26 protein-coding genes are annotated in these 25,583 nt (G+C 70.4%); 11 read left to right on the top strand and 15 right to left on the bottom strand.

Going from position 1 to position 25,583, the window contains the following annotated elements:
* Nucleotides 1–305: 305 nt before the first annotated feature.
* On the bottom strand, nucleotides 306–1,340 hold the full coding sequence (locus IEZ13_RS45140; RefSeq protein WP_183227599.1) for a bifunctional NAD(P)H-dependent oxidoreductase/GNAT family N-acetyltransferase: 1,035 nt from the start codon (nucleotides 1,338–1,340) through the stop codon (nucleotides 306–308).
* A 31-nt stretch (nucleotides 1,341–1,371) separates the two neighbouring features.
* Here IEZ13_RS45140 and IEZ13_RS45135 point away from each other — a divergent pair, with 31 nt between their 5' ends.
* Nucleotides 1,372–1,815, top strand: coding sequence for a MarR family winged helix-turn-helix transcriptional regulator (locus IEZ13_RS45135; protein WP_183227601.1), 444 nt, complete (start codon nucleotides 1,372–1,374; stop codon nucleotides 1,813–1,815).
* Here the strand turns inward: IEZ13_RS45135 and IEZ13_RS45130 are convergent.
* Both IEZ13_RS45130 and IEZ13_RS45125 read right to left on the bottom strand, forming a co-directional pair.
* On the bottom strand, nucleotides 1,803–2,264 hold the full coding sequence (locus IEZ13_RS45130) for a pyridoxamine 5'-phosphate oxidase family protein (protein ID WP_479722583.1): 462 nt from the start codon (nucleotides 2,262–2,264) through the stop codon (nucleotides 1,803–1,805). The genes IEZ13_RS45135 and IEZ13_RS45130 overlap by 13 nt on opposite strands.
* A gap of 51 nt (nucleotides 2,265–2,315) precedes the next feature.
* Complete coding sequence (locus IEZ13_RS45125) at nucleotides 2,316–2,762, bottom strand: hypothetical protein (protein WP_183227720.1); 447 nt, start codon at nucleotides 2,760–2,762, stop codon at nucleotides 2,316–2,318.
* Here IEZ13_RS45125 and IEZ13_RS45120 point away from each other — a divergent pair.
* The 3 genes from IEZ13_RS45120 to IEZ13_RS45110 are packed head-to-tail and all read left to right on the top strand — an operon-like array spanning nucleotide 2,657 to nucleotide 3,744.
* On the top strand, nucleotides 2,657–3,193 hold the full coding sequence (locus IEZ13_RS45120; protein ID WP_183227605.1) for a GNAT family N-acetyltransferase: 537 nt from the start codon (nucleotides 2,657–2,659) through the stop codon (nucleotides 3,191–3,193). The two genes, IEZ13_RS45125 and IEZ13_RS45120, sit on opposite strands and share 106 nt — an antisense overlap.
* Before the next feature lie 11 nt (nucleotides 3,194–3,204).
* Entirely contained in the window at nucleotides 3,205–3,510 is a 306-nt protein-coding gene (locus IEZ13_RS45115) for a hypothetical protein (protein ID WP_183227607.1), read from the top strand.
* A 42-nt stretch (nucleotides 3,511–3,552) separates the two neighbouring features.
* Complete coding sequence (locus IEZ13_RS45110; RefSeq protein WP_183227608.1) at nucleotides 3,553–3,744, top strand: helix-turn-helix transcriptional regulator; 192 nt, start codon at nucleotides 3,553–3,555, stop codon at nucleotides 3,742–3,744.
* A gap of 297 nt (nucleotides 3,745–4,041) precedes the next feature.
* Here the strand turns inward: IEZ13_RS45110 and IEZ13_RS45105 are convergent, their stop codons facing one another.
* Nucleotides 4,042–4,734 (bottom strand): response regulator, encoded by a 693-nt coding sequence (locus IEZ13_RS45105; protein WP_268240217.1) that lies wholly within the window; start codon nucleotides 4,732–4,734, stop codon nucleotides 4,042–4,044.
* The gene (locus IEZ13_RS45100; RefSeq protein ID WP_183227610.1) at nucleotides 4,731–5,924 is read right to left on the bottom strand and encodes a sensor histidine kinase; all 1,194 of its coding nucleotides are present in this window, start codon (nucleotides 5,922–5,924) and stop codon (nucleotides 4,731–4,733) included. Before IEZ13_RS45100 ends, IEZ13_RS45105 begins: the two co-directional genes overlap by 4 nt.
* A 135-nt stretch (nucleotides 5,925–6,059) precedes the next feature.
* Between IEZ13_RS45100 and IEZ13_RS45095 the strand changes: the two genes are divergently transcribed.
* The gene (locus tag IEZ13_RS45095; protein ID WP_183227612.1) at nucleotides 6,060–6,296 is read left to right on the top strand and encodes a hypothetical protein; all 237 of its coding nucleotides are present in this window, start codon (nucleotides 6,060–6,062) and stop codon (nucleotides 6,294–6,296) included.
* Nucleotides 6,297–6,608: 312 nt separating this feature from the next.
* Complete coding sequence (locus IEZ13_RS45090) at nucleotides 6,609–7,793, top strand: threonine synthase (RefSeq protein WP_183227615.1); 1,185 nt, start codon at nucleotides 6,609–6,611, stop codon at nucleotides 7,791–7,793.
* A 228-nt stretch (nucleotides 7,794–8,021) separates the two neighbouring features.
* Here the strand turns inward: IEZ13_RS45090 and IEZ13_RS45085 are convergent, their stop codons facing one another.
* Nucleotides 8,022–9,146, bottom strand: coding sequence for an amidohydrolase family protein (locus IEZ13_RS45085; RefSeq protein ID WP_183227617.1), 1,125 nt, complete (start codon nucleotides 9,144–9,146; stop codon nucleotides 8,022–8,024).
* Nucleotides 9,147–9,242: 96 nt separating this feature from the next.
* Here IEZ13_RS45085 and sigJ point away from each other — a divergent pair, with 96 nt between their 5' ends.
* A complete protein-coding gene (gene sigJ, locus IEZ13_RS45080) occupies nucleotides 9,243–10,091 on the top strand; it encodes an RNA polymerase sigma factor SigJ (RefSeq protein WP_229795790.1) in 849 nt (282 codons plus the stop codon).
* On the opposite strand, the gene IEZ13_RS45075 is transcribed toward sigJ, so the two are convergent.
* The 4 genes from IEZ13_RS45075 to nhaA all read right to left on the bottom strand — a co-directional run bounded on the left by IEZ13_RS45075 (nucleotide 10,092) and on the right by nhaA (nucleotide 14,535).
* Nucleotides 10,092–10,400: a hypothetical protein gene (locus IEZ13_RS45075; protein ID WP_183227619.1), complete on the bottom strand. Its 309-nt coding sequence runs from the start codon at nucleotides 10,398–10,400 to the stop codon at nucleotides 10,092–10,094.
* Between the two features lie 182 nt (nucleotides 10,401–10,582).
* On the bottom strand, nucleotides 10,583–12,220 hold the full coding sequence (locus IEZ13_RS45070; protein WP_183227621.1) for an ABC transporter permease: 1,638 nt from the start codon (nucleotides 12,218–12,220) through the stop codon (nucleotides 10,583–10,585).
* On the bottom strand, nucleotides 12,217–13,110 hold the full coding sequence (locus IEZ13_RS45065) for an ABC transporter ATP-binding protein (protein ID WP_183227623.1): 894 nt from the start codon (nucleotides 13,108–13,110) through the stop codon (nucleotides 12,217–12,219). Before IEZ13_RS45065 ends, IEZ13_RS45070 begins: the two co-directional genes overlap by 4 nt.
* 114 nt (nucleotides 13,111–13,224) lie before the next feature.
* Nucleotides 13,225–14,535, bottom strand: coding sequence for a Na+/H+ antiporter NhaA (gene nhaA / locus IEZ13_RS45060; protein ID WP_183227625.1), 1,311 nt, complete (start codon nucleotides 14,533–14,535; stop codon nucleotides 13,225–13,227).
* 90 nt (nucleotides 14,536–14,625) lie between these two features.
* Between nhaA and IEZ13_RS45055 the strand changes: the two genes are divergently transcribed.
* On the top strand, nucleotides 14,626–15,243 hold the full coding sequence (locus tag IEZ13_RS45055) for a copper resistance CopC family protein (protein ID WP_183227627.1): 618 nt from the start codon (nucleotides 14,626–14,628) through the stop codon (nucleotides 15,241–15,243).
* Between the two features lie 283 nt (nucleotides 15,244–15,526).
* On the opposite strand, the gene IEZ13_RS45050 is transcribed toward IEZ13_RS45055, so the two are convergent.
* From IEZ13_RS45050 to IEZ13_RS45030, 5 genes are read right to left on the bottom strand one after another with little or no spacing between them, the layout of a single operon-like run.
* Entirely contained in the window at nucleotides 15,527–17,002 is a 1,476-nt protein-coding gene (locus IEZ13_RS45050) for an ROK family transcriptional regulator (protein ID WP_183227629.1), read from the bottom strand.
* On the bottom strand, nucleotides 16,999–17,889 hold the full coding sequence (locus tag IEZ13_RS45045; protein ID WP_203834151.1) for a DUF6807 domain-containing protein: 891 nt from the start codon (nucleotides 17,887–17,889) through the stop codon (nucleotides 16,999–17,001). Before IEZ13_RS45045 ends, IEZ13_RS45050 begins: the two co-directional genes overlap by 4 nt.
* An 8-nt stretch (nucleotides 17,890–17,897) precedes the next feature.
* Nucleotides 17,898–19,829, bottom strand: coding sequence for a pectinesterase family protein (locus IEZ13_RS45040; protein WP_183227631.1), 1,932 nt, complete (start codon nucleotides 19,827–19,829; stop codon nucleotides 17,898–17,900).
* Nucleotides 19,826–21,310 carry a glycoside hydrolase family 43 protein gene (locus IEZ13_RS45035; RefSeq protein WP_183227633.1) on the bottom strand — a complete coding sequence of 495 codons (1,485 nt, stop codon included), beginning with the start codon at nucleotides 21,308–21,310 and terminating at the stop codon, nucleotides 19,826–19,828. The genes IEZ13_RS45040 and IEZ13_RS45035 overlap by 4 nt, the downstream gene beginning before the upstream one ends.
* Nucleotides 21,307–22,155, bottom strand: a complete 849-nt coding sequence (locus IEZ13_RS45030) for a DUF6807 domain-containing protein (protein ID WP_183227635.1) — start codon at nucleotides 22,153–22,155, stop codon at nucleotides 21,307–21,309. The genes IEZ13_RS45035 and IEZ13_RS45030 overlap by 4 nt, the downstream gene beginning before the upstream one ends.
* 132 nt (nucleotides 22,156–22,287) lie before the next feature.
* Here IEZ13_RS45030 and IEZ13_RS45025 point away from each other — a divergent pair, with 132 nt between their 5' ends.
* The 3 genes from IEZ13_RS45025 to IEZ13_RS45015 are packed head-to-tail and all read left to right on the top strand — an operon-like array spanning nucleotide 22,288 to nucleotide 25,380.
* Nucleotides 22,288–23,607 (top strand): ABC transporter substrate-binding protein, encoded by a 1,320-nt coding sequence (locus tag IEZ13_RS45025; protein ID WP_203834152.1) that lies wholly within the window; start codon nucleotides 22,288–22,290, stop codon nucleotides 23,605–23,607.
* A complete protein-coding gene (locus IEZ13_RS45020) occupies nucleotides 23,604–24,482 on the top strand; it encodes a carbohydrate ABC transporter permease (protein ID WP_183227637.1) in 879 nt (292 codons plus the stop codon). The genes IEZ13_RS45025 and IEZ13_RS45020 overlap by 4 nt, the downstream gene beginning before the upstream one ends.
* A 10-nt stretch (nucleotides 24,483–24,492) precedes the next feature.
* Complete coding sequence (locus IEZ13_RS45015; protein ID WP_229795788.1) at nucleotides 24,493–25,380, top strand: carbohydrate ABC transporter permease; 888 nt, start codon at nucleotides 24,493–24,495, stop codon at nucleotides 25,378–25,380.
* Nucleotides 25,381–25,583: the final 203 nt, after the last annotated feature.

Raw genomic sequence — 25,583 nt, 5'->3', positions numbered from 1 at the left:
CGACGCGGGATGCTGCCGCACGTCCGGTCCAGGTCGATTTTCGAGTTAGATCGGTGGCCGGGCAGGCCGGCCCGCCCGCCACCCACCCACCCTGGCGCCGCCCCTGCTTCGCGCGTGCCACCCCGGCTGGCCGTGAGCGCTTCGGTGACTGGGTTGAGGTGGCTCTGGGGGTGGGCTGGGCCACCGAGCTCAGCCCGGCGCGGGCGGCAAAGGCGCGACCCGGCAGCCGGATCGCCGTCTTCCCAGGGCGGAACGCGTAGCCGTACAGGAAAAGGAAAGCTGGAGGCGAAGCACGGACCTTGGCGTCAGCGGAGGGGTTTGGCCAGCGTGGTGGTGCCTTCGGGGCCGGCGGGCGGCATCGTCTGGTAGCCCTCGCTGTGGTAGAGGGCGATGTTGTGCAGGCTCTTGGCCCCGGTGAAGAGCTCGGCGCGGTGGCAGCCGGGGTCGGCGGCGGCTTCCGCGGCGCGCAGCAGCCAGCGGCCGACGCCCCGGCCGCGGAGGTCGGGGACGACGGCGAGCCGGCCGATGTGCCAGTCGGTGCCGGTGCGGCGGGCCCGCACCATGCCCAGCAGGCGGCCGTCGCGCCAGATTCCGGTGGTGTGCCAGGTCGACAGCCAGTCACTGACGTCCTCGAGCGACTCGTGCAGGGCCGGGATCGCCAGGCTGTCGTTGGCGAGCGCCTCGTCCACCCAGCAGCAGCGCTGCAACACCGCGACCTCGGAGGCGTCGTCCGAGGTCAGCGGGCGCACGTAGGAGCCCGGGAGCGGACCGGGCGCCGCCGCGGAGCGTTCGCGCATCGGGCGCAGCGCGTGGGCCAAGCGGACCAGTTCGTCCAGCAGGCCGATGCCCGCCCTGTCGCGGGCGGGGTCGGGGCGCAGGCCGTCGCCGATGCGGATCGCGACCGTGGCGCCCAGGGGGACCAGGCGCAGTGTGGTGACGACCTGCTTGGCGTGCTGCACCGAGCGGGTGCCCGCCGACGTGTGGCCGTAGCTGACGAAACCGATCGGCTTCCACGCCCATTCGCGGGTGAGATAGTCCAGCGCGTTCTTCAAGGTCGCCGGCATGCCGTAGTTGTACTCCGGGGTGATCGCGATGATGCCGTCCGCCGCGCCGACGATCGCGCTCCACCGGCGGGTGTGCTCCTGCCGGTGGACACCCGGCTCCTCCTCGTCGAGGAACGGCAGGTTCAGGTCGTCGATGGCCACCGGCACGAGTTCGGCGCCGAGCTCGGCGGCGCGCGGGGCGATCGTCTCGGTCAGCCACCGGCTCACGGCCGGACCGAGGGCGCCGGGGCGGGTGCTGCACGTCAGCACCAGGACACGGATCGGTTTCGTTGACATGGAAACGAAGGTTAGATGCTAGGTTGATTACATGTCAACGAAATGGTTGAGCCCGGACGAGGAGCGGGCCTGGCGGGCGTTCCTGCGGGTGGTCGTCGCCGTGCAGACCGGCACGGCCCGTGACCTGGCCTCGATCGAGCTCTCCGAACCCGACTACGAGGTGCTCAGCACCCTGTCGGAGCAGCCCGATCACACCAGCACCCTGGGCCGGCAGGCCGACAAGATGGGCTGGTCACGCAGCCGCCTGTCGCGGCACGCCAGCCGGATGGAGGCGCGCGGGATGCTGCGGCGCGAACCCGACCCGGCCGACGGCAGGGGCTGTCTGCTCGTGCTCACGGCGTACGGGCTGGAGGCGCTCGCCGACGCCGCACCGGTCCACGTCGCCTCGGTGCGGCACCACTTCATCGACCGGCTCACCCCCGAGGACCTCCTCGCCGTCGAGCGGATCGCCCGGCGGCTGGGTCAGGCGCCCTGACGTTCGGCCCGCTGCCGTTCGGCCCGCTGCCGTTTGGTCCGCCGCCGGAGCAACTCCTCGACCGCACTGGGCAGGGTCGTCTCGAAGTCGATGAGCTTGACCCACGTCGGGGTGATGACGATCCGGACCATGCCGTCGTAGAGCGACCGGACCGCGCTCTCCCACTCGGCGCGCTGCCCGGCGGTCATCCTGTAGGAGCCGTTCATCCGCAGATACTCCTCCGGGATGCCGTCCACGGAGTCGAGTTCCGCCCGGCCGCGGATGAACAGGATCTTCGGTGGGTGCACCTCGGTGTCGATCGTCAGCGCCACCCGCGGATCGCGGCGCAGCGACGGCAGCTTCGGGGCGTTCTTCGCCGTGCAGACGACGATCTGCGAGCCGTTCCAGGTGAAGCCGATCGGGATGGTGCGCGGGCTGCCGTCCTTGGTGGCGTACGCCATCCGGAGCAGGTCCCGTGCGAGCAGTTCGCGGCTGGCCGGGCGTTCTCGACATCCGCCGGCTCAATCCCAGGAGTTGAACACCGCGCGGCCCGTGCTCTCCGGCCGCCAGGAATTGATCTGCATCCATTCGCCCTTGCCCAGGGCTGTCGTGTCGACGTCGCTGAGCGGCGAGTCGAGCAGCTCACGGCTCATGACCACAAAACCCATATCGGTGTACGCCGTGGCCCACGCCGGCGGATCCGAGAAGGTCCCCGGGTCGTCCTCTTCGGCGAAGGCGATCCACGGATGTACGGCGTGGCACAGGATCACGAACCGGCCTTCCGGAGCCATGATGGCCGCGGAGTGGTAGTTGCGCGGATAGGCGCGCTCACGGATCTGCTCGACGGCTCCGCTGGCGCGCCGTGCGGCCTCGTGGCAGCCGGCGCGGAATCTCCGGAGCGGGACCTCCGGAAGGTCCGGCTCCTTGCCATGCCGGAATCCGGTCGCTCCTCGCTCCAGTCGAAACACCACGGCACCCTTTCCTGTGTGATTCACTCCGTCTCGCCAGCCACCATGAACATCTTCGAGGAAACGGTCCGGCGTTTCACCGGCGCCGCCGCGGGTGCCGCCTCATTCGTGCGGTCTCCCGGAACGATCGCGTCCTCGCGGTCGACGAGGAGGGGATCCAGGGTTGGTGCTGGGGTCATCTGCTGGCGAGGCCGGACGGGACCAGCATGCTTTACCTGCACCATCTCGAGGTGGCGGAACCGTTTCGGGGCCGGGGGATCGGCCGTGGGCTGCTCCGGTCGTTCATGGAGGCGGGCGTGCGACTCGGTGCCGGGAAGATGTTTCTCATCACGGGTGAGAGCAATGTGGCCGCGCGTGGTCTCTACGAGTCGATGGGCGGGGCACCGGCCACGCAGGGCTCGACGGTGAACTACTGGTTCCCGCTGGGATAACCTCGCCGCTCATGTCGATGATCGAGAACTGGCTACAAGAGCAGGCCGCCGTGTTCCTGGCGCTGCGGGGGCGGGTCGTCGCCTCGTGGCAGGGCGTGGAGATGGCGGTTCGGGGCGGCGACGAGGGCGAACCCGAATACGACGTCCCGTGCCTCCAGCTTCTTCTCCTGGACGCGGTGATGGCGGACGGCGCCGTCCGTGTCGGCACCTACCAGAACGACTGCTACTTCGGCATCTGGGCGGAGCCGGCGCGCGTTGCGCGGAAGACGACTCGGGGCTGCTCGGCCGCTTTACCCTCGACTCACCCGTTCGAGTGACATAGGCGCTAGACAGGTTGTCGTGCGCCTAGGCTTGGCGGCGTGGACTTTCTTTTCCCGAACCTGGTCGGTCACCAGGAGGTTCGTGTTCGGCTGGGCGGGATCAGCCGGCAGCGCGTCTACCAGATCACCAACCGCGCCGATTTCCCGCGCCCGATCGCCCAGCTCGCCCAGGGCCGAGTCTGGCTGGCCGACGAGGTCGAGGCCTGGTGCCTGGCTCGGGGCCGTCCTTGAAAGCGTTGCCCTGCGCCCAGGTCCCGGGCTCGTTCTTGATGGTGTCGCCCTGCGTCCGGGCCCCGGGCTGTCCTTGATGGCGTTTTCCTGTGCGCCCTGCCCGAGGCCGTCCTTTGACGGCATCAACCCTGTCCGGCATGCTGTCGGCTCCGCGTTGTCAAGGTGGCGGCGTGGCTGTCTCGCCTCGACGCCGCGGCCGCGACGATCGAGGGGCATCGGCAGGGAACGGGCCGGCCGATTCCCGAACACGTCAGCCAATCGCTCGGCGAGAGGTCCGTGGAGGATCTCCGCCGGGCTTCATGAGCGGGTGCCCTGGGCGGTCACCAGGCCGGACTCGTAGGCGGCGATCACCAGCTGGGCGCGGTCCCGGGCGGCCAGTTTGTGCAGCAGCCGTCCTATGTGGGTCTTCACGGTGCCCATCCCCAGGTGAAGGTGCTGCGCGATCTCGGTGTTGGAGAGGCCGCCGGCGATCAACGTGAGCACCTCGCGTTCGCGCTCGGTGATCGTGTCGAGGCCGTGCGGCGTACCAGGAAGGGGTCTGATCTGTTTGGTGAAGGCGTCGATCAGGCGGCGCGTGACCCGCGGCGCGAGCAGCGCCTCGCCGGCCGCGACCAGGCGGATGCCGTTCAGCAGTTCGGCCGCTGTGGAGTCCTTCACCAGAAAGCCGCTGGCGCCGGCTTGGAGGGCGGCGTAGACGTACTCGTCGAGGTCGAACGTGGTCAGGATGAGCACCCGGACCGTGGAGGTCTCGGGCGCGGAGCAGATCTGGCGGGTCGCCTCGATGCCGTCCATCTCCGGCATGCGCACGTCCATGAGCACCACATCGGGCCGCAGCTGCCGGGCCAGCCGGACGGCCTCCACGCCGTTGCCCGCCTCGCCGACCGGGGCGAGGCCGGGTGTCGCGTCCAGCAGTGCCCGGAAACTCTCCCGCATCAGCGCATGATCGTCAGCTAGCAGAACGCTGATGTCCGGCACGGATGAGTCGGTCACACGGTCTCCTCGACTGCGGTGTACGGAACGACGGCGACCACCCGGAACCCGCCTTCTGGTCGGGTGTCCGTGGACAGGCTGCCGCCATACATGCTCACACGCTCGCGCATGCCGATCAGGCCCTGACCCCCACGCCGCCGACGTGGCGCCTGGCGGCCCCGCCCGTCGTCGGTCACCTCGATGCGCACCTTGCCGCCGGCGGCCCGGACCGCCACCTGGCACCGGCTCGCCTCCGCGTGTTTGATCACGTTGGTGAGTGACTCCTGGACGATGCGGTAGACGGTCAGGCCGACCGCGGTCGGCAGCTCGCCGGTGCCGCTGACCTCGAGGTCGATGCGCAGCCCGGTGGACCGCAGCCGCTCGACGAGATCGGTCAGGTCGGCGGCGCCCGGCGCCGGGGCCAGCTCGGCGGCACTGTGGGCGGCACCGTCGGCGTCGTCGTCGGCGCGGAGCACATCGAGCAGCCGGCGGATCTCGGTGAGCGCCGACCGGCTGGTCCTCTCGATGGTCAGCAGCGCCGCCCGGGTCTCGGCCGGCCGCTCCTCGGCGATGTGGTTGGCGACGGTCGCCTTCACCGCGATCAGGCTCAGGCTGTGCCCGACGATGTCGTGCAGCTCGCGGGCGATCCGCAGCCGCTCGTCGGCGACCGCGTCCCGGGCCAGGCGGCGGGCGGCGTCGGCCTGGAGGGCGCGCCGCCACCGGACGAGCCGACCGATCGCCCAGGCGGAGACCAGGGCGACCACGGTGACGCCCAGCTCCACCTGCCACCACAGTGGCACCTCGCTCCCCGGCGCGTCGGCGGAGCCGACACCGGTCCGCAGATAGAGCCACGGGATGGTGACGGCCGGCGCGGCCAGGGCGACGGCCAGCGCGAGCGCCGCCGTGATCCGGCCGGTCGCGGTGGCCGCGGTGTAGAGCGCGAGCGTGACCGGGAACCAGGTCACGACGATCACGCCGAGGCCGACCACGCCGGTGGCGGTGGCGATCGTGGCGGCCGTGACCATGACGGCCAGCACCGGCAGGGGCCATCTGCGGCGGACCACGAGCGGTAGCGCGATCACGGCCGCCGCCAGCCATGCCACCCCGGCTGGCCCGGTCCACGCCGGACCGGGCGGGTCCAGGGTCGAGGAGCCGATCAGGTAGATCAGCACTGCGGCGACCGCCGCGTCTCCTCCATAGGCCCGTGTCACACGACCAGGCTATCCGGGCGGGCCGGAACGCGCGTCAGACCTGGGTCTGACCTCGGTGTTCAGACCCAGGGTTGACGCCCGGGACCCTCCGGCGCCGACACCATGGGATGCGTCAACAACACGAGGAGTGCAGTCATGACCTTCCACTCGATCGCCGCGGCCGACCTGGGCACGACCCTCGGCGGCATCGCCTTCTGGACCGTCCTGCTCGCCGGCTGGGTGGCGCTGTTCGTCGCCACGGTCGTCAGCATCGCCCGGGCGGGGCTGAGCAGACGGTCGCTCACCCGCTGGATCCTGCTAGTCACCCTGGCGCCGGGCCTCGGCATCATCCTGTGGTTCACGACCGGCCGGTTCCGGCTCTCGCCGAGCTGACGTCCAGATTACGTAGACGCCGCAGATGGCCAGCATGAGCGTGGCGACGGCGGTCCAGGTCCAGCGGGCGAAAGGCTCGTCCGCGAGGAAGGCGCGGATGCCGGCCAGAGCGGCGAGCACCAGCGGGCCCAGGCCGAACCAGCCGGAGTGATCGGAGAGAGCCAGGTCCTTCAGTGACTGTCTCATCCGGTCATTATGTCGTGGCCGCTCCGCTGGCGGAGGCCCTCGAGCAGCAGGTGGAGGCCGGTGAGGAATCGGTTGCGGTCGCCGGATGGGCCGCCCGGCGCAGCGTGGCGCATAGCCTTGCTGACCATGGCAACCGTTGAATCGCTCGCGATCGGGCAGCGCTCGCTCGGGGACACCCGCATCGGATATCCGCTCTGGCCGCCACTGACCAGCGGGTGCCCCGAGACGAGCAGCACCGAGATCGCCTATCCGGTCGACGTCGACTACGACTACGACCGGATGCCGGCCGGCCGGCTCACCGCCGATCATTTTCCGGCGCTGCTGCCACCGCTCGCGGCCGAAGGGCTCGGCGAGGGCGGGACACCGCTCGTCGAACTGGAACCGGGCGTCTACATCAAGGACGAGTCCCGTAATCCGACGTGGAGCCACAAGGACCGGCTCAACCGCTGCACGGTCAGCGCGGCCGTCGGCGTCGGCGCGCCCGGCGTCGTGGTCGCCTCCTCCGGTAACCACGGGGCTTCGGCGGCCGCCTACGCGGCCCGCAACGGCCTGCCCTGCGTGGTGATCACCGGCCCCGCTCCGGCGCCGCAGGTGGTGGCCTTCCTGCGGGCCTACGGTGCGGTGGTGCTACCCGTGCCGTGGGCGCGGCGGTGGCCGGTGATGCGGCGGATCGCCGAGCGGGGCGGCCTGCACCCGGTCAGCAGCACCACCGTCACCCACACCGGGCACCCCTTCGGGCCCGAGGGCTACAAGACCATCGCCTACGAGATCCACCTGGAGATCGGCACGCCCACCGCCGTCTTCCTTCCCACCGGGTACGGCGAACTTCTCTACGGCGTGTGGAAGGGCTTCGCCGAACTCGAACGACTCGGGCTCGCCGACCGGGTGCCACGCATGATCGCCTGCGAACCCGCCGCCGCGGCGCCGCTCGTGGGGGCCCTCCGCCGCGGGGTGCCGGCCGCCCGGGTCGACGTCGGGCCCACTGCGGCCTACTCGATCGTGTCGCAGGTCAGCGGCTATCGCGGGGTGCTCGCCGTGCGCTCCGGCGGTGGGCGGGCCGTCGCCGTCGACGACGAGCAGTTGCGATCCGCCCAGGCCGAACTCGCCCGCTCGGGACTCTGGGTGGAGCTGTCCGGTGCGGCCGGTCTGGCAGGGCTGCGCGGCATGGCGCCACTCGACGGGCCGGTCGTCTGTGTCTCCACCTCCAGCGGCTTCAAGGACCCGATCGGATCCCCGGCCCCGCTCCCGGCCGCGAGCGGCGAATGGTCTGACGTGAGCCGAACTCTGAAGGCGGCCGGCATCGATGCCTGAGCCGGCCAGGACGATCCTTGGTGAAGGGTTTGATCCCGCGGGCGATCGCCCCGTCGGCGGAATCGATCTGTTCACAGCACCACCACGCCTACTCGCAGGACATTTGTGATTGAGAGAGGAGCCTGTAGGTGGAGGCCTCTTCGCCGGTTGGCTGTGGTGGGGGAGGGGCCGGTCAGGCCTGTAGGTGGACCCCTCCTCGCCGGATGCTGTGGTTGGGGGAGGGGTCGGTCAGGGCTTAAGGCGGACGCCTCCTCGCCAGACCCCCGCGATCGCTTTCGTGGTGCTGATGTCGCTGGTCGGGTCGCCGTCGACGAGCAGCAGGTCGGCCCGGAAGCCAGGAGCGATGTGCCCGCGGTCGGTGAGCCCGAAGACCCGGGCCGGGATGCTCGTAGCGGCAGCCAGAGCCGCCTCGGGGGACATGCCCGCCCCGGTCAGGAGCAGCAGCTCGCGGTGCATCGCGATGCCGTGCTCCGGGACATATGGATTGGCGTCCGTGCCCGCGAGGAGCACCACGCCCGCCTCGTGCAGGGCCCGTGCCGCGTGGCCGGCGTCGGTAGCAGCGGACGGTTTCGCATGGTCGGCCGCCGCGGCCTGTGCGGTGATCGCCTCGAAGTAGGCCAGCGTCGTCACCACGAACACACCCGCGGCGGCGACCCGGGCGGCCAGCGCGGACAGCTCCGGACCGGCCGGTAGATCGGCGGGCACATGGGCCAGCCCGTCCACACCCGCCTCGAGGGCGATAGCGATCTCCCGTGCGGTCACGGCGTGCGCGATCGCCCGGAGTCCGTGCGCGTGGGCGGCCTCCACCAGCGCCGCCACCGTCGCCGGGGCGAGTGTGGGGAAGTGCCCGCCGTGCAGAATCCCGTCGTCCACGACGATCTTCAGATAGTCGGCGCCCTCCGCCACCCGGTCCGCCGCGAACCGTTTCGCGTCCGCCGGGCCGGTCACCGCGTCGATCGGCCCGGCCGCGTCTCCCAGCGCCCCGGCGTCCACCAGCAGCTGGGTCGGGTGACCGCCCGGCGCGGTCGCCAGCATCCCGGCGCTGCGCAGATCGGCGACATCGTCGCGGACAGCGGCGAGACGCCGCTGGCGGGCCAGATTGCCGGGCATGCAGAACATGTCCAGCTCGGTGGTGACCCCGTGGGCCAGGGCGGCGGCCAGGCTGCCGTCGGCCACATGGGTGTGCGCGTCGATCAGGCCCGGCAGCAGTGTGCGCCCGGAGCCGTCCACCACCGTGTCAGCCGGACGGCCGTCGGGCGCCGTGATGCGGGCGCCGTCGATGAGGATGTCGGAGCGGGGAACGGTCCGCTCACCGTCGAAGACGCGGACGTCACGAATCAAGGTGCGAGTCATGCCATCCAAGAGGGGCGTCCTCGCCCGGAACGTGACGGGTGGAGAGGTGGGTCACATCCCGTCACGTTCCCAGAGCCTGACGTCATCTTATGTGGCGTGACCGCAACACAGGACTTCGTCGATCATCGGGAGCTGCTGTTCTCGATCGCCTACGACATGCTCGGCAGCGTCGCCGACACCGAGGACGTGCTCCAGGAGACCTGGCTCGCCTGGACCGCCCGCGATCGCGAGGTCGACAACCCACGGGCCTACCTCGTGCGGATCGCCGTCAACCAGGCCCTCGCCCGGCGTGCCGAGATCGGCCGGAGACGGGAGACATATGTGGGTCAGTGGCTGCCCGAGCCACTCGTCACCCCGGTCACCAGCGACCCGGCCGAGCGACGCGACACCGCCTCGATGGCGTTGCTCGTCGTCCTGGAGACGCTCAGTCCCCTGGAGCGGGCAGTGTTCGTGCTGCACGAGGTGTTCGCGTACCCGCTCATTGAAATCGCCGACATGGTCGGCCGCACCCCCGACGCGGTCCGGCAGGTCGCCCACCGCGCCCGGTCACACGTGCACGCTCGGCGGCCCCGCTACCGGCCCGACCCGCGCACCCGGCAGGCGGTCACCGAGCGCTTCCTGGAAGCGGCGATCGGCGGTGACGTCGAGGAGCTGCTGCGGGTGCTCGCGCCGGATGTGACGCTGTGGACCGACGGCGGCGGCAAGGGTCCCGCCACCAGCCCCGAGCCAATCCACGGCCGGGACGCGGTGGCCCGTGTCCTGGTCTCGGTCGCGGCCGGCGTCGCGGGCTTCGACGTCGGCTACCGGATCGTCGGCGGCGACCCCGCGATCGTCATCTTCGACGGCGAGGCGCCGGTGGCCGTCCTGGTGCTCACCTTCGACGGCCCGGCCGTGAATGGCGTCTACTCGATCACCAACCCGGACAAACTGAGCGGAGCGCGATGATCAACCAACAAACCAGACCACGAGACGTACGCCGTCGTCGCCGTGGATGGCGGCCAGTGCCCGCAACACGTCGAACGCCTTGTCCCACCCGGTCCCCGGACCGAGCACGTGCTGCCGGTCCAGCTTCTTGAACTCGTAGGTGATGTCGTCGACCTGCCAACTTCCGAAGGGTGCGCCGACCGGGGAAGGGCCGAGCGGTGGCCGGCCCACCTCCTCCGGCCACTCGTCGCGCACGCACGACTCGGTCGCGCATTCGCCATCGCTCCAGGTTTGGATGAGAACACCGCTCACCGGGGCGGTGACTGACATGTCGAGCTCCGTCAGCTCATCCCGTCCTTCTCCAGACTTGCTGGTGTCTCATGAGACACCAGTCGGCAGGGAGGAGTAGTCAGGTACGAACATTGCGCACCCCGGGCGCGAGGCGCTCGCTCAGACGTCGGCCGGATCGACACCGTAGTTTTGCTGTCCGGGTCAGCTGGTGTGTCCTGCAGCTAGGACAGCAAATCGCGGCGGCGATAGGCGCCGATGCCGAGTACGGTCAGGAGCGTGGCGAGCACCAGCATGACGGCTGAATCCGCCAGGCTGGCCTCAGCGAGCGGTACGGGCGCCAGGTGAGCGAACGGTGAGATGTCGCGACTCCAGTCCGGTGCTGCGATGCTCTCGGCGGTGACCAGGAGCAGGAACCCGCCGATGGTGGGAAGACCACCGAGAAGCCCGGTCCAGCGTGGTGCCCAGCCGACCGCGAACACCGCCGCGCCGAGGCTGAGCAGCACGATCGGCAACACGTTCCACGTGCCGCGTAGGGCGTCGGTCACGGCTAGTTCACCACCGATGGCGGTGACACCGAGCCAGGTCGCCAGGGCCGCGCCGGTGACCAGGACCGCCGCAGCTGCGGCAGTAACGGTGATCTCGGCGCCTAGCAGCTGGAGCCGGGTGATCGGCTGACTCGCCAGCAGGGTAAGTCGCCGGTCGGACTCGGCCGCCACGAACGCGGTCATCCGGACGGTGACGAAGCCTCCGACGGGCATGGCGAGGATCGCGAACAGCGTCGCGGCGAAGCCCGCGATGCTGCCCAGCCCGTCGAAGCCGGCCTGTGCCGCCTCGCCGGCCATGGCCGGGTTGTCGCGCAGGAAGTCGGTGACCGACACCGCGGTCAGCCCGATCAGCAGGTAGTAGGCGCCGATGCCGAGCATCCACCCGGCGAGCGGCCGCAGCACCCGGCGTACCGCGAATGGTGCCACACCCGCCAGCAGGAAGGTTCGCGGACGGCGCCCGGCCGTTGCGTGCAGGAGTCCGTCGCGAACGTCGCGACGGCGGGCGACGGCCAGGGCCAGCACCGTGAGCAGCGCGGTCGCGACGGCCAGCACCAGCAGCGGGGAGACACGGTTGTGGACGTAGGGCCCGGTGAGCGACAGCAGCCCGAACGGCGACAACCAGTGCAGCCAGCCCAGTGCGGTGACCCCATCACCGCTCATCCGGGCCAGCAAACCGACGCCCAGCACCGCCACCGCCGTCCCAGTCGCGGGAGCACGGGCCGGAAAGACCTGGGCCGTCAGCGCGGCCACCGCGGCGAAGAACATCCCGAGCAACCCGGTTCCGGCGCCGTGCAGCACCGCGCCGGCCGGTGCAGTGCCGGCCAGCAGCAGAACGGCCGTGATGGCGGCCGCGGTGGCGGCCGCAACCGCCATCACGGGGATCAGGTGGCGCAGCAGGACGGCCGGGGCCGGTAGGCGGCTGGACAGCAGCAGGTCCCAGCGGCCGGCGTCCTCTTCACCGCGGGTGATCCGGGTGGTCGCCAGGATCGACCAGGTGCCGAGCAGGACGGCGATGACGGTGCCGACCCGCCAGACGGTGAATCCACCGGCGGTGTCGAGGCCGATCGGGGCACCGAATAGGGTCCGGATCGCCGGGTTGCCGGCCAGGGCCTGCAGACTGCCGGCCGCTGCGGGGTCGGCCATCACCTGTGCGTAGGTGGCGACGACCAGCGCGGTCATCCCTGCGGCCAGTGCGACGACGATGAGTGCGCCGCGCCGGATCTGGCGGACGGCCAACCAGGTGACAGCCCGGCCCGGCGCGGGCTCCGATGCCACCCGGGAGCCCGCGGGGGCGGTGAGGGTGCCGAGGCTCATCGGGCCGTCTCCGTCCCGTAGTAGTCCAGGAAGATCTCCTCCAGGCTCGGTTCCCGCATGCTCAGCCCGGTGACCTCCACGGCGGCAAGCGCCTGCAGCGCGGGGCCGGGCTCGCCGGTCAGGGTGAACCGCAGGCGGTGTTCACCGGCCGGTTCGATCGTCTCGACCCCAGGGATCACGTTCAGGTCGGGTGCGGTGCCGGTGTAGCTGACCGTCACTTCGGCCCGGTGCAAGCCGCGCAGGTCGCTGATCGTGGAGACGTCGGCGAGCCGGCCGGCGCGCAGGATGGCGACCCGGTCGCAGACGGCTTCGACCTCGGCAAGTTGGTGCGAACTCAGGAAGACGGTCTGCCCGCGGTCGCGCGCGTGGCGGACCGCGGTGCGGAACTCGCGTTCCATCAGCGGGTCCAGGCCACTGGTCGGCTCGTCGAGCACCAACAGCGGCGCGCGGGTGGCGAACGCGGCGATCAAGGCGATTTTCTGCCGGTTGCCCGTGGAGTAGGTGCGCGCCGGTTTCGACGGGTCGAGATCAAACCGTTCGATGAGCTCGTCGCGGTAGGGGAGATCGGCGCCCGGGCCGGTACGGGCTTGCAGGTGCAGGATCTCGGCGCCGGTCAGTTGCGGCCACAACGCCACATCGGCCGGAACGTAGGCCAGGTGGCGGTGTGCGCGGGCCACGTCGGCGGCGTCGATGCCGAACACCTCGGCCCGCCCGGCGGTGGGGCGGGCGAGGCCGAGCAGCAGGCGGATGGTGGTGGACTTGCCGGCCCCGTTGGGGCCGAGGAAACCGAACACCTCTCCCGGGACGACGTCCAGGTTCAGGGTGTCGAGTGCGGTCAGGCGACCGTAGTGTTTCGTGAGGTCGACAGCGCGCAGCGCGGGATTGGTCATCGCGGGAAGCCTTCCGGGTCGGGGCGTGGATCCATGACCGCCGACCAGACTTCCCGGCACACCTGTCGCTCACCGTACGCCTGTCCCGCACCGGTGCGGAAGGCCCTCCGTCGGTCAGGGCCGGACGGGGTCGTCGTCCCAGACGTCGGGGATGCCGTCGGCGTCGGCGTCCACCGCCTCGGCCGCGCACAGCTGCCGGTAGTGCCGGTTGCGGGCACGCAGTACCACCGTGGCCAGCAGGGCCGAGATCAGCGATCCGGCCAGGATGCCGATCCGGGCGTGCTCGTCCTTCTCGCTGCCGACGCCGAACGCGAGTTCGCCGATCAGCAGGGACACGGTGAACCCGATCCCGGCAAGCAGCGCCAGACCGAGGACGTCCCACCAGCTCACCCCGTCGCCGAGGGTGGCCCGGGTGAACCGTTGCACCAGCCAGGTCGAGCCGAGCACCCCGACGCATTTGCCGACCACCAGACCCAGCACGATGCCGATGGTGACCGGGTCGCGCAGCGTCTCACCGAGCCCGCCGGCGCCGGCGACCGACACCCCAGCGGCGAAGAACGCGAAGACCGGCACCGCGAACCCGGCCGACACCGGCCGCCACCGGTGCTCGAAGTGCTCCGCCAGACCGGGCCCCTCGCCGGAGCTGTGGCGGATGACCGGCACCATGAAGCCGAGCAGCACCCCGGCGACGGTAGCGTGCACCCCGGAGGCGTGCACCAGCGTCCAGGTGGCCGCGGCCAGGGGCAGCAGCAGCCACCAGGAGCGGACTCGCCGCTGCACCAGCACCGCAAACAGGCCGAGCGGCACCAGCGCGGCGGCCAGCGGCAGCAGGCTCAGCGAGCTGGTGTAGAACACCGCGATGATCAGAATCGCGAGCAGGTCGTCGACCACCGCGAGGGTGAGCAGGAAGGTGCGCAGTGCAGCCGGCAGGTGTGTGGAGATGACCGCCAGCACGGCGAGCGCGAAAGCGATGTCGGTGGCGGTCGGCACCGCCCACCCACGCAACGACCCACCGGCGAAGCCGGCGTTGATCGCCACATAGATCAACGCGGGTACGGCCATGCCACCGACCGCCGCGGCGACCGGCAGCATCGCCCGCCGCGGATCCCTCAGGTCCCCTGCCACGAACTCGCGTTTCAGCTCGAGGCCGGCGACGAAGAAGAAGATCGCCAGCAACCCGTCGGCCGCCCACTGCGCCAGCGTCAGATCGAGATGCAACTCGTGCGGGCCGATCTCGAACGCGATCAGGTCCTGATATCCCGACGACCACGGCGAGTTCGCCCACGCCAGCGCCAGGACCGCGGCGCCGAGCAGCAGCGCTCCACCGACGGTCTCGGCGCGCAAGATGTCGCCGATGCGGCTGACCTCCGGCCAGCTACCGCGGCCGAACAGGTGACGGTGCTGATGAGGTGGTGTGGCGGTCACGAGACTCCCTGCGGAAGACGGGCACGGCAAAAGATCGCCGACCAGGCTTCCCGGCACACCTGCCCGTGAACCTACCGCGCCGCATCACCAGTGGCAGCGATTCACCTCACCCCGCACCCCGGTTTATCGACGTCCGGCGATCTGCTGCTCCAGCAGGTCGACCGCCGTCGCTACACCGTTCCCCGCCCGCACCCGCTTGCGCTGGTCACCGGGCTGGTGGCCGGGCCGGGCGGAGCACCGGCTCTGGCCGGTGACTATCTGGTGCTCCAGACGGTGCCGGAGACCAGGTCGACGGTCACCGAGCCGATCAAGGTAGTCCGGGTCAGCGTCAACGACCCCACATACCCGGAGTTCAGTGACATTGTGGTCACCGGCCCGGACGGCCGGCCCTGCCAGGAGGGACCGGTCCGGGTGTGGCTCGACATCAACTTCGAGAGAACGGTACGGATCACCGAGCCCGGCGTGCACCGGGTGAGCTGGACGGCGGGGCGGGTCAAGGACGACCTCAGCTATGGCGAGTTCCAGTTCACGGTGGCCGAATCCGCCGTCATAGCCCCGTCCGTAAGCGGTGGCAGCGCACCGGTTGCCCAGACGGCCGGTATCGGCGATCCGATCCAGGGCCGCTCCACCCGGCGCTGGCTCTTCCTCGGGCTGCTCATCTTCCTGCCGCTCATCGTGCTCACGCTTCCCCTCCGCCGCCGCTTGTAGAGGACGTGGCCTGTAGAAGAGGCGGCCGGCAGAGGAGGTGCGGCTGTCGTGGCCGGCCCGGAAGTCGACCCTCGACAGGAAGCGACCCGGCCGGTGCGAGCGCCGGGCCGGGCCTGCGAGGGCAGCGAATCGGCCTTGGCACGGGCACCGGCCCCGGGCGATCGGTCGGCTGGTTCGCGGGGTGGGGCGGCCACCCGGGTCGTCATGTGCTGCCCGCTCAGCATGTCGGCCGCGGTGTCTGAAGAACTTGGGGAGCAAGTGCGGCCTCACCCGTACCGGAAAGTCAACCGCGGCGGGCGAGCCAGGGATTGGGGTCTCGCCGCACCTGGTCGATGGCCTGTAAGGCCGCACCGATCACCGCGGCGTCCGGGCCCAGCAGGGAGGGGCGGACCTCGATGGGGGACCATCGGGTCGTCAGGACCCGGCTACGGAGTTCGCGGTCGATGCCGTCGGTCAGCCACGAGGTCAGCAGGGAGTAGCTGCCGCCCAGCAGCACGGTGTCCACGTTGACCAGGTTGACCAGGGCGGACACGGCGATGCCCAGGGCGGAGGCGGCTCGGTTCAGGGCGGCCAGGATCTCCGGGGAACCGTTCGAGACGAGCGTGTCGATGGCGACGGCGGGCTGCTGCGGTGACGACGGCAGATCCGGGGCGGCGTCGATGATGCGTTGCAGGCCGGCGTAGCACTGCAGGCAGCCGCTGGCGCCGCACGCGCATGCCGGGCCGGCGCTGTCGACCATGACGTGGCCGAGTTCGCCGCCCCAGCCGCGGGAGCCGCGTAACGGGACCCCGCCGAGGACCAGCCCGGCGCCGATGTCGAACTCGCCGCTCACACAGACGAAGTCGCGCAGTTCGGGGCCGCCCGCGTAGAGCTCGCCGAGCGCGGCCAGCCCGGCGTCGTTGTCGACGCCGACCGGCAGATCGTCGGTGCCGATCAGGGTGGCCAGGATCCCGCCCGCGTCGACATCCCGCCAGCCCAGCGTGGGCGCGAAGCGGACCATGCCGCCGTCGACCGGCCCCGGTACGGCGAGGGTGGCGCCCACGACGGTCAGGTTCTCGGCCATCGCCGCGCGGATCGCCTTCTCCGCCATGGCTGCCAGGCTCCGCAGCGTGTCCTCCGGATCCAGGTCCCGCCCCCGGCCCGGAGCCCTGCCGAGGCCCGCGACGGGTTCATCGCCCGCGACCGTCCAGCGGCCTGGAGAGGGTTGTTCATCGCCCGCGACCGCCCGGCGGCCTGGAGAGGGTTCATCGCCCGCGACGCCCTGGCGGCCGAGGTTCGGATCGGCGACCGCGGCGCCGCTGTGGCTCGGGGCGGCGTGGCGGCCGGTGGGCTCGGCGACGGCGGCATGGTCGCCCGATTCAGCGCCGTGGCCGGGGAGAACGCGGTGCGGGGCGAAGTCGAGGTGGCGAACCGTCCCGGTGAGGTCGACGACGCAGACCGAAAGGCTGTCCGCGCGGATGTCGAGGCCCAACCCGGCCGGCCCGGTCCGCGCCAGGCTCAAACCCACCCGGGGACGGCCGCTGTTGCCGGACCGCGCCGGCTCCGCCTCCACGACCAGACCGGCCGTGAGCAGCTCATCGACGATGCGGGAGATGGTCGGGCGGGTCAGTCCGGTGGCCGCCGCCAGCTCGATCCGCGAGATCGGGACGGGAGCGCCGACGATCTGCCGGAACGTGAGGATGAGGTTGTGGGCGCGGAGACTGTCCTGCCGGACGGGCGTGTCGGTGGCGGGCGCGACCCGGTGCACCGGGCGGGTCATGACGGCAGTTCGTCGGCGTAGGCGGCGGCCCGCTCCGGCGAGAGCGTGCCGTCGGCGATCACCGTGACTATCCGGCGGGTGAGGGCCGATCCGGGGGCCAGGACGAGCGGCTCGTCCCACGACAGCGCCGACCCGATGCCCAGATAGTCGCGGGTACGCACGAACCACCGGTCGGCACGGGTCCGCTCGGTCCCGCCGATGAAGACGAGCGTCCACGCGCCGCCGTGCACCGACAACCATCGGGACACACGGCCGTGCACCGCCTCCACTCCGGAACCGGCCTCCGCGTCGATCCGGACCGGTGAGTCAGGGGCGGGCGCCCGCCAGAAGAAACCGCCGTAACCCGCGCCCGGCCGGCCGTGTACCGCGGGACTGCGGACCGGCATGTCCCGGTCGGCGGCGTTGGAGAGCGTGAATCCGAAGTCGAGCGCCCATGCGTCGTCGGCGAGCCGCCGGGCGGAGATCTCGCGCCGTTCGGTCAGCAGCAGGGCGCCGTCGATGCCGGTCCAGCGCAGGGTGTGGCCGACCTGCTCGGGGGTGCGCCGCAGCCAGCGGGCGTGCGCCTGGGTTCCCTGGTTGTCGAGCCAGGCGGGACCGTGCCCGGGAATGAAGGTGCGCCCGCCCCAGAAGTTGGCGCCGTCCACCTCGGCGACGGCGACGCTGACACCGAGATGGTGGCGGTGCGAGGCGGGCATGAGCTCGGTGACACAGATCCCGCCAAGCGTACGGACCGGATGCAGGTAGGGCCGGGGCGACAGGGCCACCGGCAGGTCGGGACGCCACGTGTACTCGGCGACGACCTGGTCGGCGAGACGCAGGGTCGCACGGGCGTCACCGGTCACGGCTGCCTCCGGGCTGGTCGGTCGATTCCCCAGCAGGATAGTCATGAGCCGGATCAGGTTCGGGGACGCCAGCCGCCGAGGTACGCGCCGACCGTGTACCGCCGCGCCTGGTCACGGGTCATCTCCGGACGGCCGCTGCCGGGCCCGGTGTTGGCGTGTTCACCGAATCGCCCGCTTCCGGGAAGCCACGGCGTGGCGGCGACCCGTGGGCCGAGCACCGATTCCCGGACCACCACCTGCCCACTCCGGCCCAGGAGAGCGGTCCCCGTCTCCGCGGCGCAGCCGATGCTCGCTTCGTGGACCGTTTGCCCGGTCCGGCTGAGGAGGTCGGTTGCGGTTTCCGCGGGGCTGCCGTGACCGGCTCTGTGGACCACCTGTCCGGTCCGGCTGGGGAGATCGGTTGCGGTTTCCGCGGCGCAGCCGACGATCGATTTCAAGACCAGGATTCCGTACGGCTGACGCGCGGGCGTGGCCACCGCGGTGACGCTCGCGCCGGGGGCCGGATCGATGGTGCACCGGTCGAGAACCGCCACGGCCGTGCCGGTGATCAGATCCCCGCCGCCGGTGACCGTGCAGTCCCGCAGGTAGCTGCGCCCGTGCCCGGCCAGGAACCCGGTCAGTCGGGTGCCGGCGAGAACCGTGCGGTCGCCGGCGGCCCGGACAGCGGGCGCCGCGGTGCCGGTGACGGTCAGCCCCCGAACCGTCGTGCCCTCGCCGAGCAGCGTGAACGTGGCCGCGTCGTCCCCGAGCGGCCCGCCGTAGAACTTCTGCCCACCCGAGTCCAGGTCGTAGGCGATGACCGCGTCGGCGGGCCCGGCGATGGTGACGTTCGACTGGCTGGGCCACACCCGCACCTGCTCCCGGTAGTAGCCCGGTGCCACCCGGATGGTGACCGGTCCACGGGCGTCACGGGTGGCGCCGAGCGCCGCCAGCAGACTGCCGTAGTCGCCGCTGCCGTCCAGTGCCACCGTGATCGTCGACGGCGTGGACCGTGCCGTCGACTGTGGCCCGGCATACCGGGTGACCAGGTCCTTGACCCGTCGGGCGGGGTCGGGGGAGTAGCCGTAGGGCACCTCGAACGCGTGGCCCGCGTGATCGGCCCGTCCGGTCGTACCGGTGAATATGTTCCGTCTCTGCGTGAGCCCCGCCGCGGCGCCATGGACGACCAACGGGTCGTTGACCTGCTCGAACACGCTGTCCTCGACGAGCACCCGGGCGTTGTTGCGGCTCATCGTGCCGTACTGGGTCACGTTCTCCAGATAGTTGTTGTAGAGGTGTGCGGCCGCCGTGTTGTCGATACTCCAGTTGCGTTGGACGGTATTGCGGATCCAGTTGTGATGTGCAGTCAACCTAGTCAATACGTTCGGCGTCCACCCGACGCCGAGTGCCTTGTTGATGTCGCTCACGACGTTCCAGGACAGGGTGACGTGATCACTGTCCTTGCGGATGTCGATGCCGCCGTCGCCGACACGTTCGATCCTGGTGTGGTCGATCCAGACGTGATCGGCGGTGTCGAGGCGGATGCCGTCGTTGTCGTTGGCGGGACTCTTGCCATCGAAATCGCCGGGGAGGTAGGAGTCGCGAATCGTCAGGTTTCGAATGATCACGTTGTGGCTGCCGTTGAGGAACAGACCACCACCCACGATCTCCGCACCCGGTCCGGCACCGACGATCGTCTTGTCCGAGGCGACCGAGATCATGTCACCGAACGGATCGACCCGGATGCTGCCCGCCACCTGCACGACCAGCGGATCCGCCGCCGCGGCAAACGCCCGGAGCTGCTCGAACGTGGTGGCGCGAACCGTGACGCCCGCGCTGCCGCCGGTGGTCCCCGAGGCAAACCCGTCAGCCGTGCCGGCTCTGATGAACCCCTCGGTCCCGTCGGCCGCGCTGGCTGTGCCGTCGATGGTGCCGGCGGCGAAGGCGTCGGCGGTGCTCACCGGGATGATGGCCGCCACCGCGGCGAGGACTACGGCGGTGATCATTTCTGCTCCGAGGTGGTGGCGTGGAAGTGGGCGAAATCGGCGTGACCATCCGGGCCGGTGGCGAAAAGGGCGACGGTCGCACCGATCCAGCCACCCGGGGTGGCGGTGAACGGCAGGCCGCACTCCCACCGTTCACCGCCGTACTCGGCGGCGAACCCGGTCACCACTCCGTCGGTCACGGTCACGGCGAGGCGCACCCCGGCCTCGTCCGGGACCGCGACGGGCGCCGCCGCGTCCTTCTCCGCCTCGCCTTCGGCGTCGGCGATCCGGCAGGTCAGCCAGGTTCCGCCGGGCGACTTCGCCAAGCCGATCCAGGCGTACGTGCGCCCGAGCACCGTGATCCCAGCCCGCGCGGATTCAGCCCCGCTGAGCCGCAGTGCCGTCTCGGCGCGCAGGTGCGGCCCGGTCAGCGGCTGGCCCAGCAGGTTCGGGGCGGTACGCAGGTCGTCGCCACCCGGAACGCAGGCGAGGCGCAACCCGTCACCGGGGTGATCGACGATCCACCCCGGCGACGGGTTGGCCGACCAGCTCCACTGCGGACCGGGCCGCCCGCGTGGGAAGGTGTCGCTGGTCGCCGGTGCGACCGGTACCCGGGGCAGGCCGTCCGGGGTGCGGTGCGCGCGTACCGGTGTGCCGTGGTCGCCGATGACCGGCCAGCCGTCCACCCAGGTCATCGGCTGCAGGTGGGTGATCCGCCCGTACGCCTCCCGGTCCTGGAAATGCACGAACCAGTTCTCGCCGCCGGGCGTGGAGACCCAGGCGCCCTGATGCGGCCCGTTGACGTCGCTGTCGCCCTGGGAGAGCGCGATCCGCGACTCGTAGGGGCCGAACACGTGACGGGAGCGCATCACGTACTGCCAGCCGTTCGCCACCCCACCGCCGGGGGCGAAGATCCAGTACCAGCCGTCGCGCCGGTACCACTTGGGACCCTCGAGGGTGCGGCAGCCGGGAATGGCGTCCCCGTCGACGATCAGCACCCCGTGGCCGAGGGGCCGGCTGAGGTCCGGGGCCATCCGGTGCGCGGTGAGCCGGTTGTTGAACCCGCACCGGCTCTTCGCCCAGCCGTGCACCAGGTAGGCGTTGCCGTCGTCGTCCCACAGCGGGCACGGATCGATCAGCCCCCGGCCGGGCAGGACGAGCCGGGGCGGGCTCCACTCACCGGCCGGGTGCTCGGCGGTGGTCACGTAGACGCCGAAGTCCGGATCCGGGTAGCAGATCCAGAACCGGCCGTCGTGCAGGCGCAGCGACGGCGCCCAGACCCCACAACCCGGCCGGGGCACGCGGTAGTGATCCTCGGGAACGAGCCGGGTCACGGCGTGGCCGACGATCCGCCAGTCCACGAGGTTGGTGGAGTGCAGCAACGGCAGCCCCGGAACCCGGTTGAAGCTGGACGCGACCAGGTAGAAGTCGTCACCATGGCGGACGACGTCGGGGTCGGGCCAGTCGGCGTACAGGATCGGGTTGTGAAATCGGTCTGTCATGCCGGCTCCTCGCGGATGGCCGCCATCGCGGTGTCGGTGATGGCGCTGCTGGGCGGGCCGTCGGCGATGACCACGGACAGGCCGCGGGTGAGGGTGCCGCCGGGCGCGACGGTAAGCCGTTTCCAGGCGATCGCCGAGCACACGCCGGCGTAGTCGGCGGACCGCACGAACCAGGGGTCCTTCTCGTCGGCCAGGAAGATCAGCGTCCACGGCGCACCGCCGCGGTGGTGGCCGCTGAGGGCCACCCAGGGGTCGCGGCTGCCGTGCACGTCGCCGTTCGTGTCGCGGCCGTAGGCGTGCACCCGGTCGAGGCCGGCCGGCGCGCGCCAGAAGAATCCGCCGTACCCGGCGCCTTCCCGGCCCCGGGCGGCCGGGCTGTCGATCTCCAGTGTGGTGCCGTCCGCGCTGGCCAGAGTGAAGTCGACCCGCAGCATCCAGGCGTCGTGGGTGAGCTGCCGGACGGTCAGGGCACGCCGCTCGCGGACCAGGGTGACGCCGTCGCGGCCGGCCCAGTGCAGCTCGTGTTCGGCGCGGTCGTCGTCCCGATGCAGCCAGCGGTGGTGGTCCTGCCGGCCGTGGTTGTCCAGACGTATTGATCCATGACCGGTCACATAGGTACTGCCGCCCCAGAAGTTGACGTCGTTGACGATCGGCAGGGCGATGCTGGCGCCCAGATGGTGGACGTGATCGTCGGGCATGAACCCGGTGACCGTGGTGCCGCCGAGCGTGGTGACCGGGTGCAGGTAGGGCCGGGGCGAGACGGTCGCGGGCAGTCGCGGATCCCAGACGTAGCGGGCGACGACCCGGCCGGCGCAGCGGAGTTCGTGTGCCTGAGCCTTCGGCATGCCCGGCAAGCTATCCACGCCGGCGCATTTAAGTCAACCTCTGAAACAAACTCCGGCAAGGCGGTTGACATGGACGCTACTCGATAGATAAAACACTGAAACAAATCTGCTCGCCGGTCGGGAGGACCCATCGTGAACGCAATCGGCAACACCGCCGGGCCCACTCGGCGCCACCTGCTCACCCTCGCCGGGCTCACCGCCACCGCCGCCACCCTGTCCGGATGCGGCCGCGGCTTCGGCGGTGGAGGCGATGACGACGACGGCCGGATCGAGATCAACATGGTGTGGTGGGGCGACGCCCAGCGCGCCCAGTTCACCCAGAAGTCGCTGGACCTGTTCCAGACCGCCAACCCCGGCATCCGGGTGCGCACCGAATACCAGGACAGTTCGCCGTACAAGGACAAACTCGCCGCGCGCTTCGCGGCCGGCGACCCGCCCGACCTGATGGCCATGCGTTTCGACAGCCTCCGCGAGTACGCCGACCGCGGCACCCTGCTCGACCTGGCGAAACACGCCGGCGCCCTGGACCTGACCGGTCTCACCGAGCCGGCCCGGGCGCTCGGCCAGGTCGGCCCGCAGATCTTCGGCGTGCCCTCCGGCCTCAACACGATCAGCTTCGTCGTCGACAAGACCATCACCGATCAGTACGGCGTGAGCATCCCGGACGGCGACACCTGGACCTGGGCGGACCTGTCGACGTTCGCCGCCGCCGTCACCAAGGCCAGCGGCGGCAAGGTCTACGGCGCCAACTTCGAACCGTGGACCGTCGCCAACCTGCTCGTCTTCGCCCGCCAGCGCGGCGAGGACTTCTTCACCGCGGACGGCAGACTCGGCGCCACCGCCGGCACCATCACCGCCTGGTTCGAGTTGACCGAGGGTCTGCGCGCCGCCAAGGCGTTCCCGCCGGCCGGATTCATCGACCAGAACAACGGCGCCTCCCCGGCCCAGTCCTACCTGGCCAAGAAGTCGATCGCCGCGCAGATCATCCCGTCGAACAACCTGCTCGGCTACAACCAGGCGTGCGGTGGCAATCTCGTCATGCTGCGCATCCCGGGGGAGACCGCCCGCCGCGGGCAGTCCATCGACACCCCGGCCCTGTGGTCGATCGCCGCCACCTCGAAGCATCCCGACGAGACGCTCAAGCTGCTCAACTTCCTGATCAACGACGTGGAGGCGGCACGGGTCTCCGGCGCCACCCGCGGTGTGCCGCCGAACCGGAAGATCGCCGAGCAGATCGCGCCCGACCTGGACGCCGACAACAAGCGGGCCACCGAATTCCTCAGCGCGCTGCAGAACGAGAAGCTGCCGCCGTCGTACCCCTACCCGGTCGGCGCCAGCAAACTCACCAACATCCTCAAGACGATCAGCACCGAGGTCGAGTTCGGGCGGCTCGAACCGGCCGCCGCCGGAGAGCGGTTCATCACCGAGGCCCGCAAGGAGATCCACGGATGACGGCGATCCGGCGCCAGGACCGGGCCGGCTACCTGTTCCTGCTGCCCTGGTTCGGCGGCATGGTCTTCATGATCGTCCCGTTCTTCGCGTCGCTGTATCTCGCGTTCACCGACTACGACCTGCTCACCGCGCCGACCTGGGCCGGACTGGACAACTTCCGGCGGATGTTCGACGACGCCAAACTGCACCAGTCACTCAAGGTCACGATCATCTACACGGTCGTCTCCGTACCGTTGTCGTTGATCGTCGCCCTTGCCGTCGCCATGGTCCTCGACCGCGGCGTGCGGGGGCTGGCCATCTACCGCAGCGTCTACTACCTGCCCTCTCTGCTGGCCGGCAGCGTCGCGATCGTCATGCTGTGGCGCTACATCTTCGGCTACAACGGCATCGTCAACGACTTCCTGTCCTGGTTCGGCATTCAAGGCCCCGGGTGGGCCTCCGATCCCCGGTACGCATTGAGCACATTGATCCTGCTGCACATATGGACGTTCGGCTCACCCATGGTGATCTTCCTGGCCGGGCTGCGGCAGATCCCGGCCATGTACTACGAGGCCGCGTCGATGGACGGCGCCTCCGGGTGGCGGCAGTTCCGCTCGATCACCTTGCCGCTGCTCAGCCCGATCATCTTCTTCAACCTGGTGCAGGCGCTGATCGCGTCCTTTCAAACCTTCACCCAGGGGTACGTGATCAGCAACGGCACCGGCGGCCCCGGCGAATCCACCCTGTTCTACAACCTGTACCTGTACCAGAAGGGCTTCGCCGAGTTCGACATGGGCTACGCGTCCGCGCTGGCCTGGCTCCTGTTGGTGATCATCGCCGGGTTCACGGCGGTCAACTTCCTGGCGGCCCGCTTCTGGGTCTTCTACGACAACTGACAGGGCACCCATGACGCTCACCATGACCCGGGACACCTCCGTCGAGCCACCGGTCGATCAACCGCCGCCGAAACGCCGCCGTCCCCGCTTCCTACGGCACGTACTGCTCAGCGCGGTCGGCGTGCTCATGATGTACCCGCTGCTGTGGATGATCTCCAGCTCGCTCAAGCCCAGCAACACCGTCTTCACCGACGAATCACTGTGGCCGGCCGTGGTCGACCTCGGCAACTACGCCCGCGGCTGGACCGCGCTCAGCGAACCGTTCGAGATCTATCTCGTCAACTCGCTGGTCATCGTGATCCTCAGCATCATCGGCAACCTGCTTTCCTGCTCGCTCGCCGCGTACGCCTTCGCCCGGCTGCGCTTCACCGGCCGCAAGCTGTTCTTCGCCATGATGCTCGGCACCATGATGCTGCCCGGCCATGTGCTGGTCGTCCCGCAGTACGTCATGTTCGACCGGCTGGAATGGCTCAACACGTACTACCCGCTGCTGGTCCCGCACTTCCTGGCCACCAACGGGTTCTACATCTTCCTGATGGTCCAGTTCATGCGATCGCTGCCGCAGGAGCTCGACGACGCGGCCCGCATCGACGGGTGCGGCCCCTTCCGTACGTTCTGGAAGGTCATCATGCCGCTCTGCCTGCCGGCCTTCGCCACCACCGCGATCTTCACCTTCATCTCGGTGTGGAACGAGTTCTTCGGCCCGCTGCTCTACCTCACCGACCCCGAGCTGTACACCGTCCCGCTCGCCCTCCGGCAGTTCATGGACTCCGAAGGGCAGAGCCAGTGGGGCGAGATGTTCGCGATGTCGTTCCTGTCCCTGGCACCGGTCATCGGCTTCTTCATCGCCGGCCAGAAATACCTGGTGAAGGGCATCGCAACCACCGGCCTCCGGTAACCCCCTGACCCGGAAGGAAGGATCCCCATGATGCGCAAGGTGTTGGTCCTCGCGCTCCTCGCCGCGGGTGTGCTGTTCGGCATGCCCACGGCGCCCGCCCAGGCGGCGCCGGTCACCGGTGTCGCCTATCAGCTCAAGGTGACCAGGTCCGGCATGTGCCTCGACGTGCCGGGTGCATCGACTGCTGACGGTGCCCTGCTCCA

Source organism: Actinoplanes campanulatus, from assembly GCF_014647795.1.
Taxonomy (GTDB): domain Bacteria; phylum Actinomycetota; class Actinomycetes; order Mycobacteriales; family Micromonosporaceae; genus Actinoplanes; species Actinoplanes campanulatus.
Note: the sequence above shows the minus strand (reverse complement) of the source record. Positions and strands in the feature narration are given on the sequence as shown.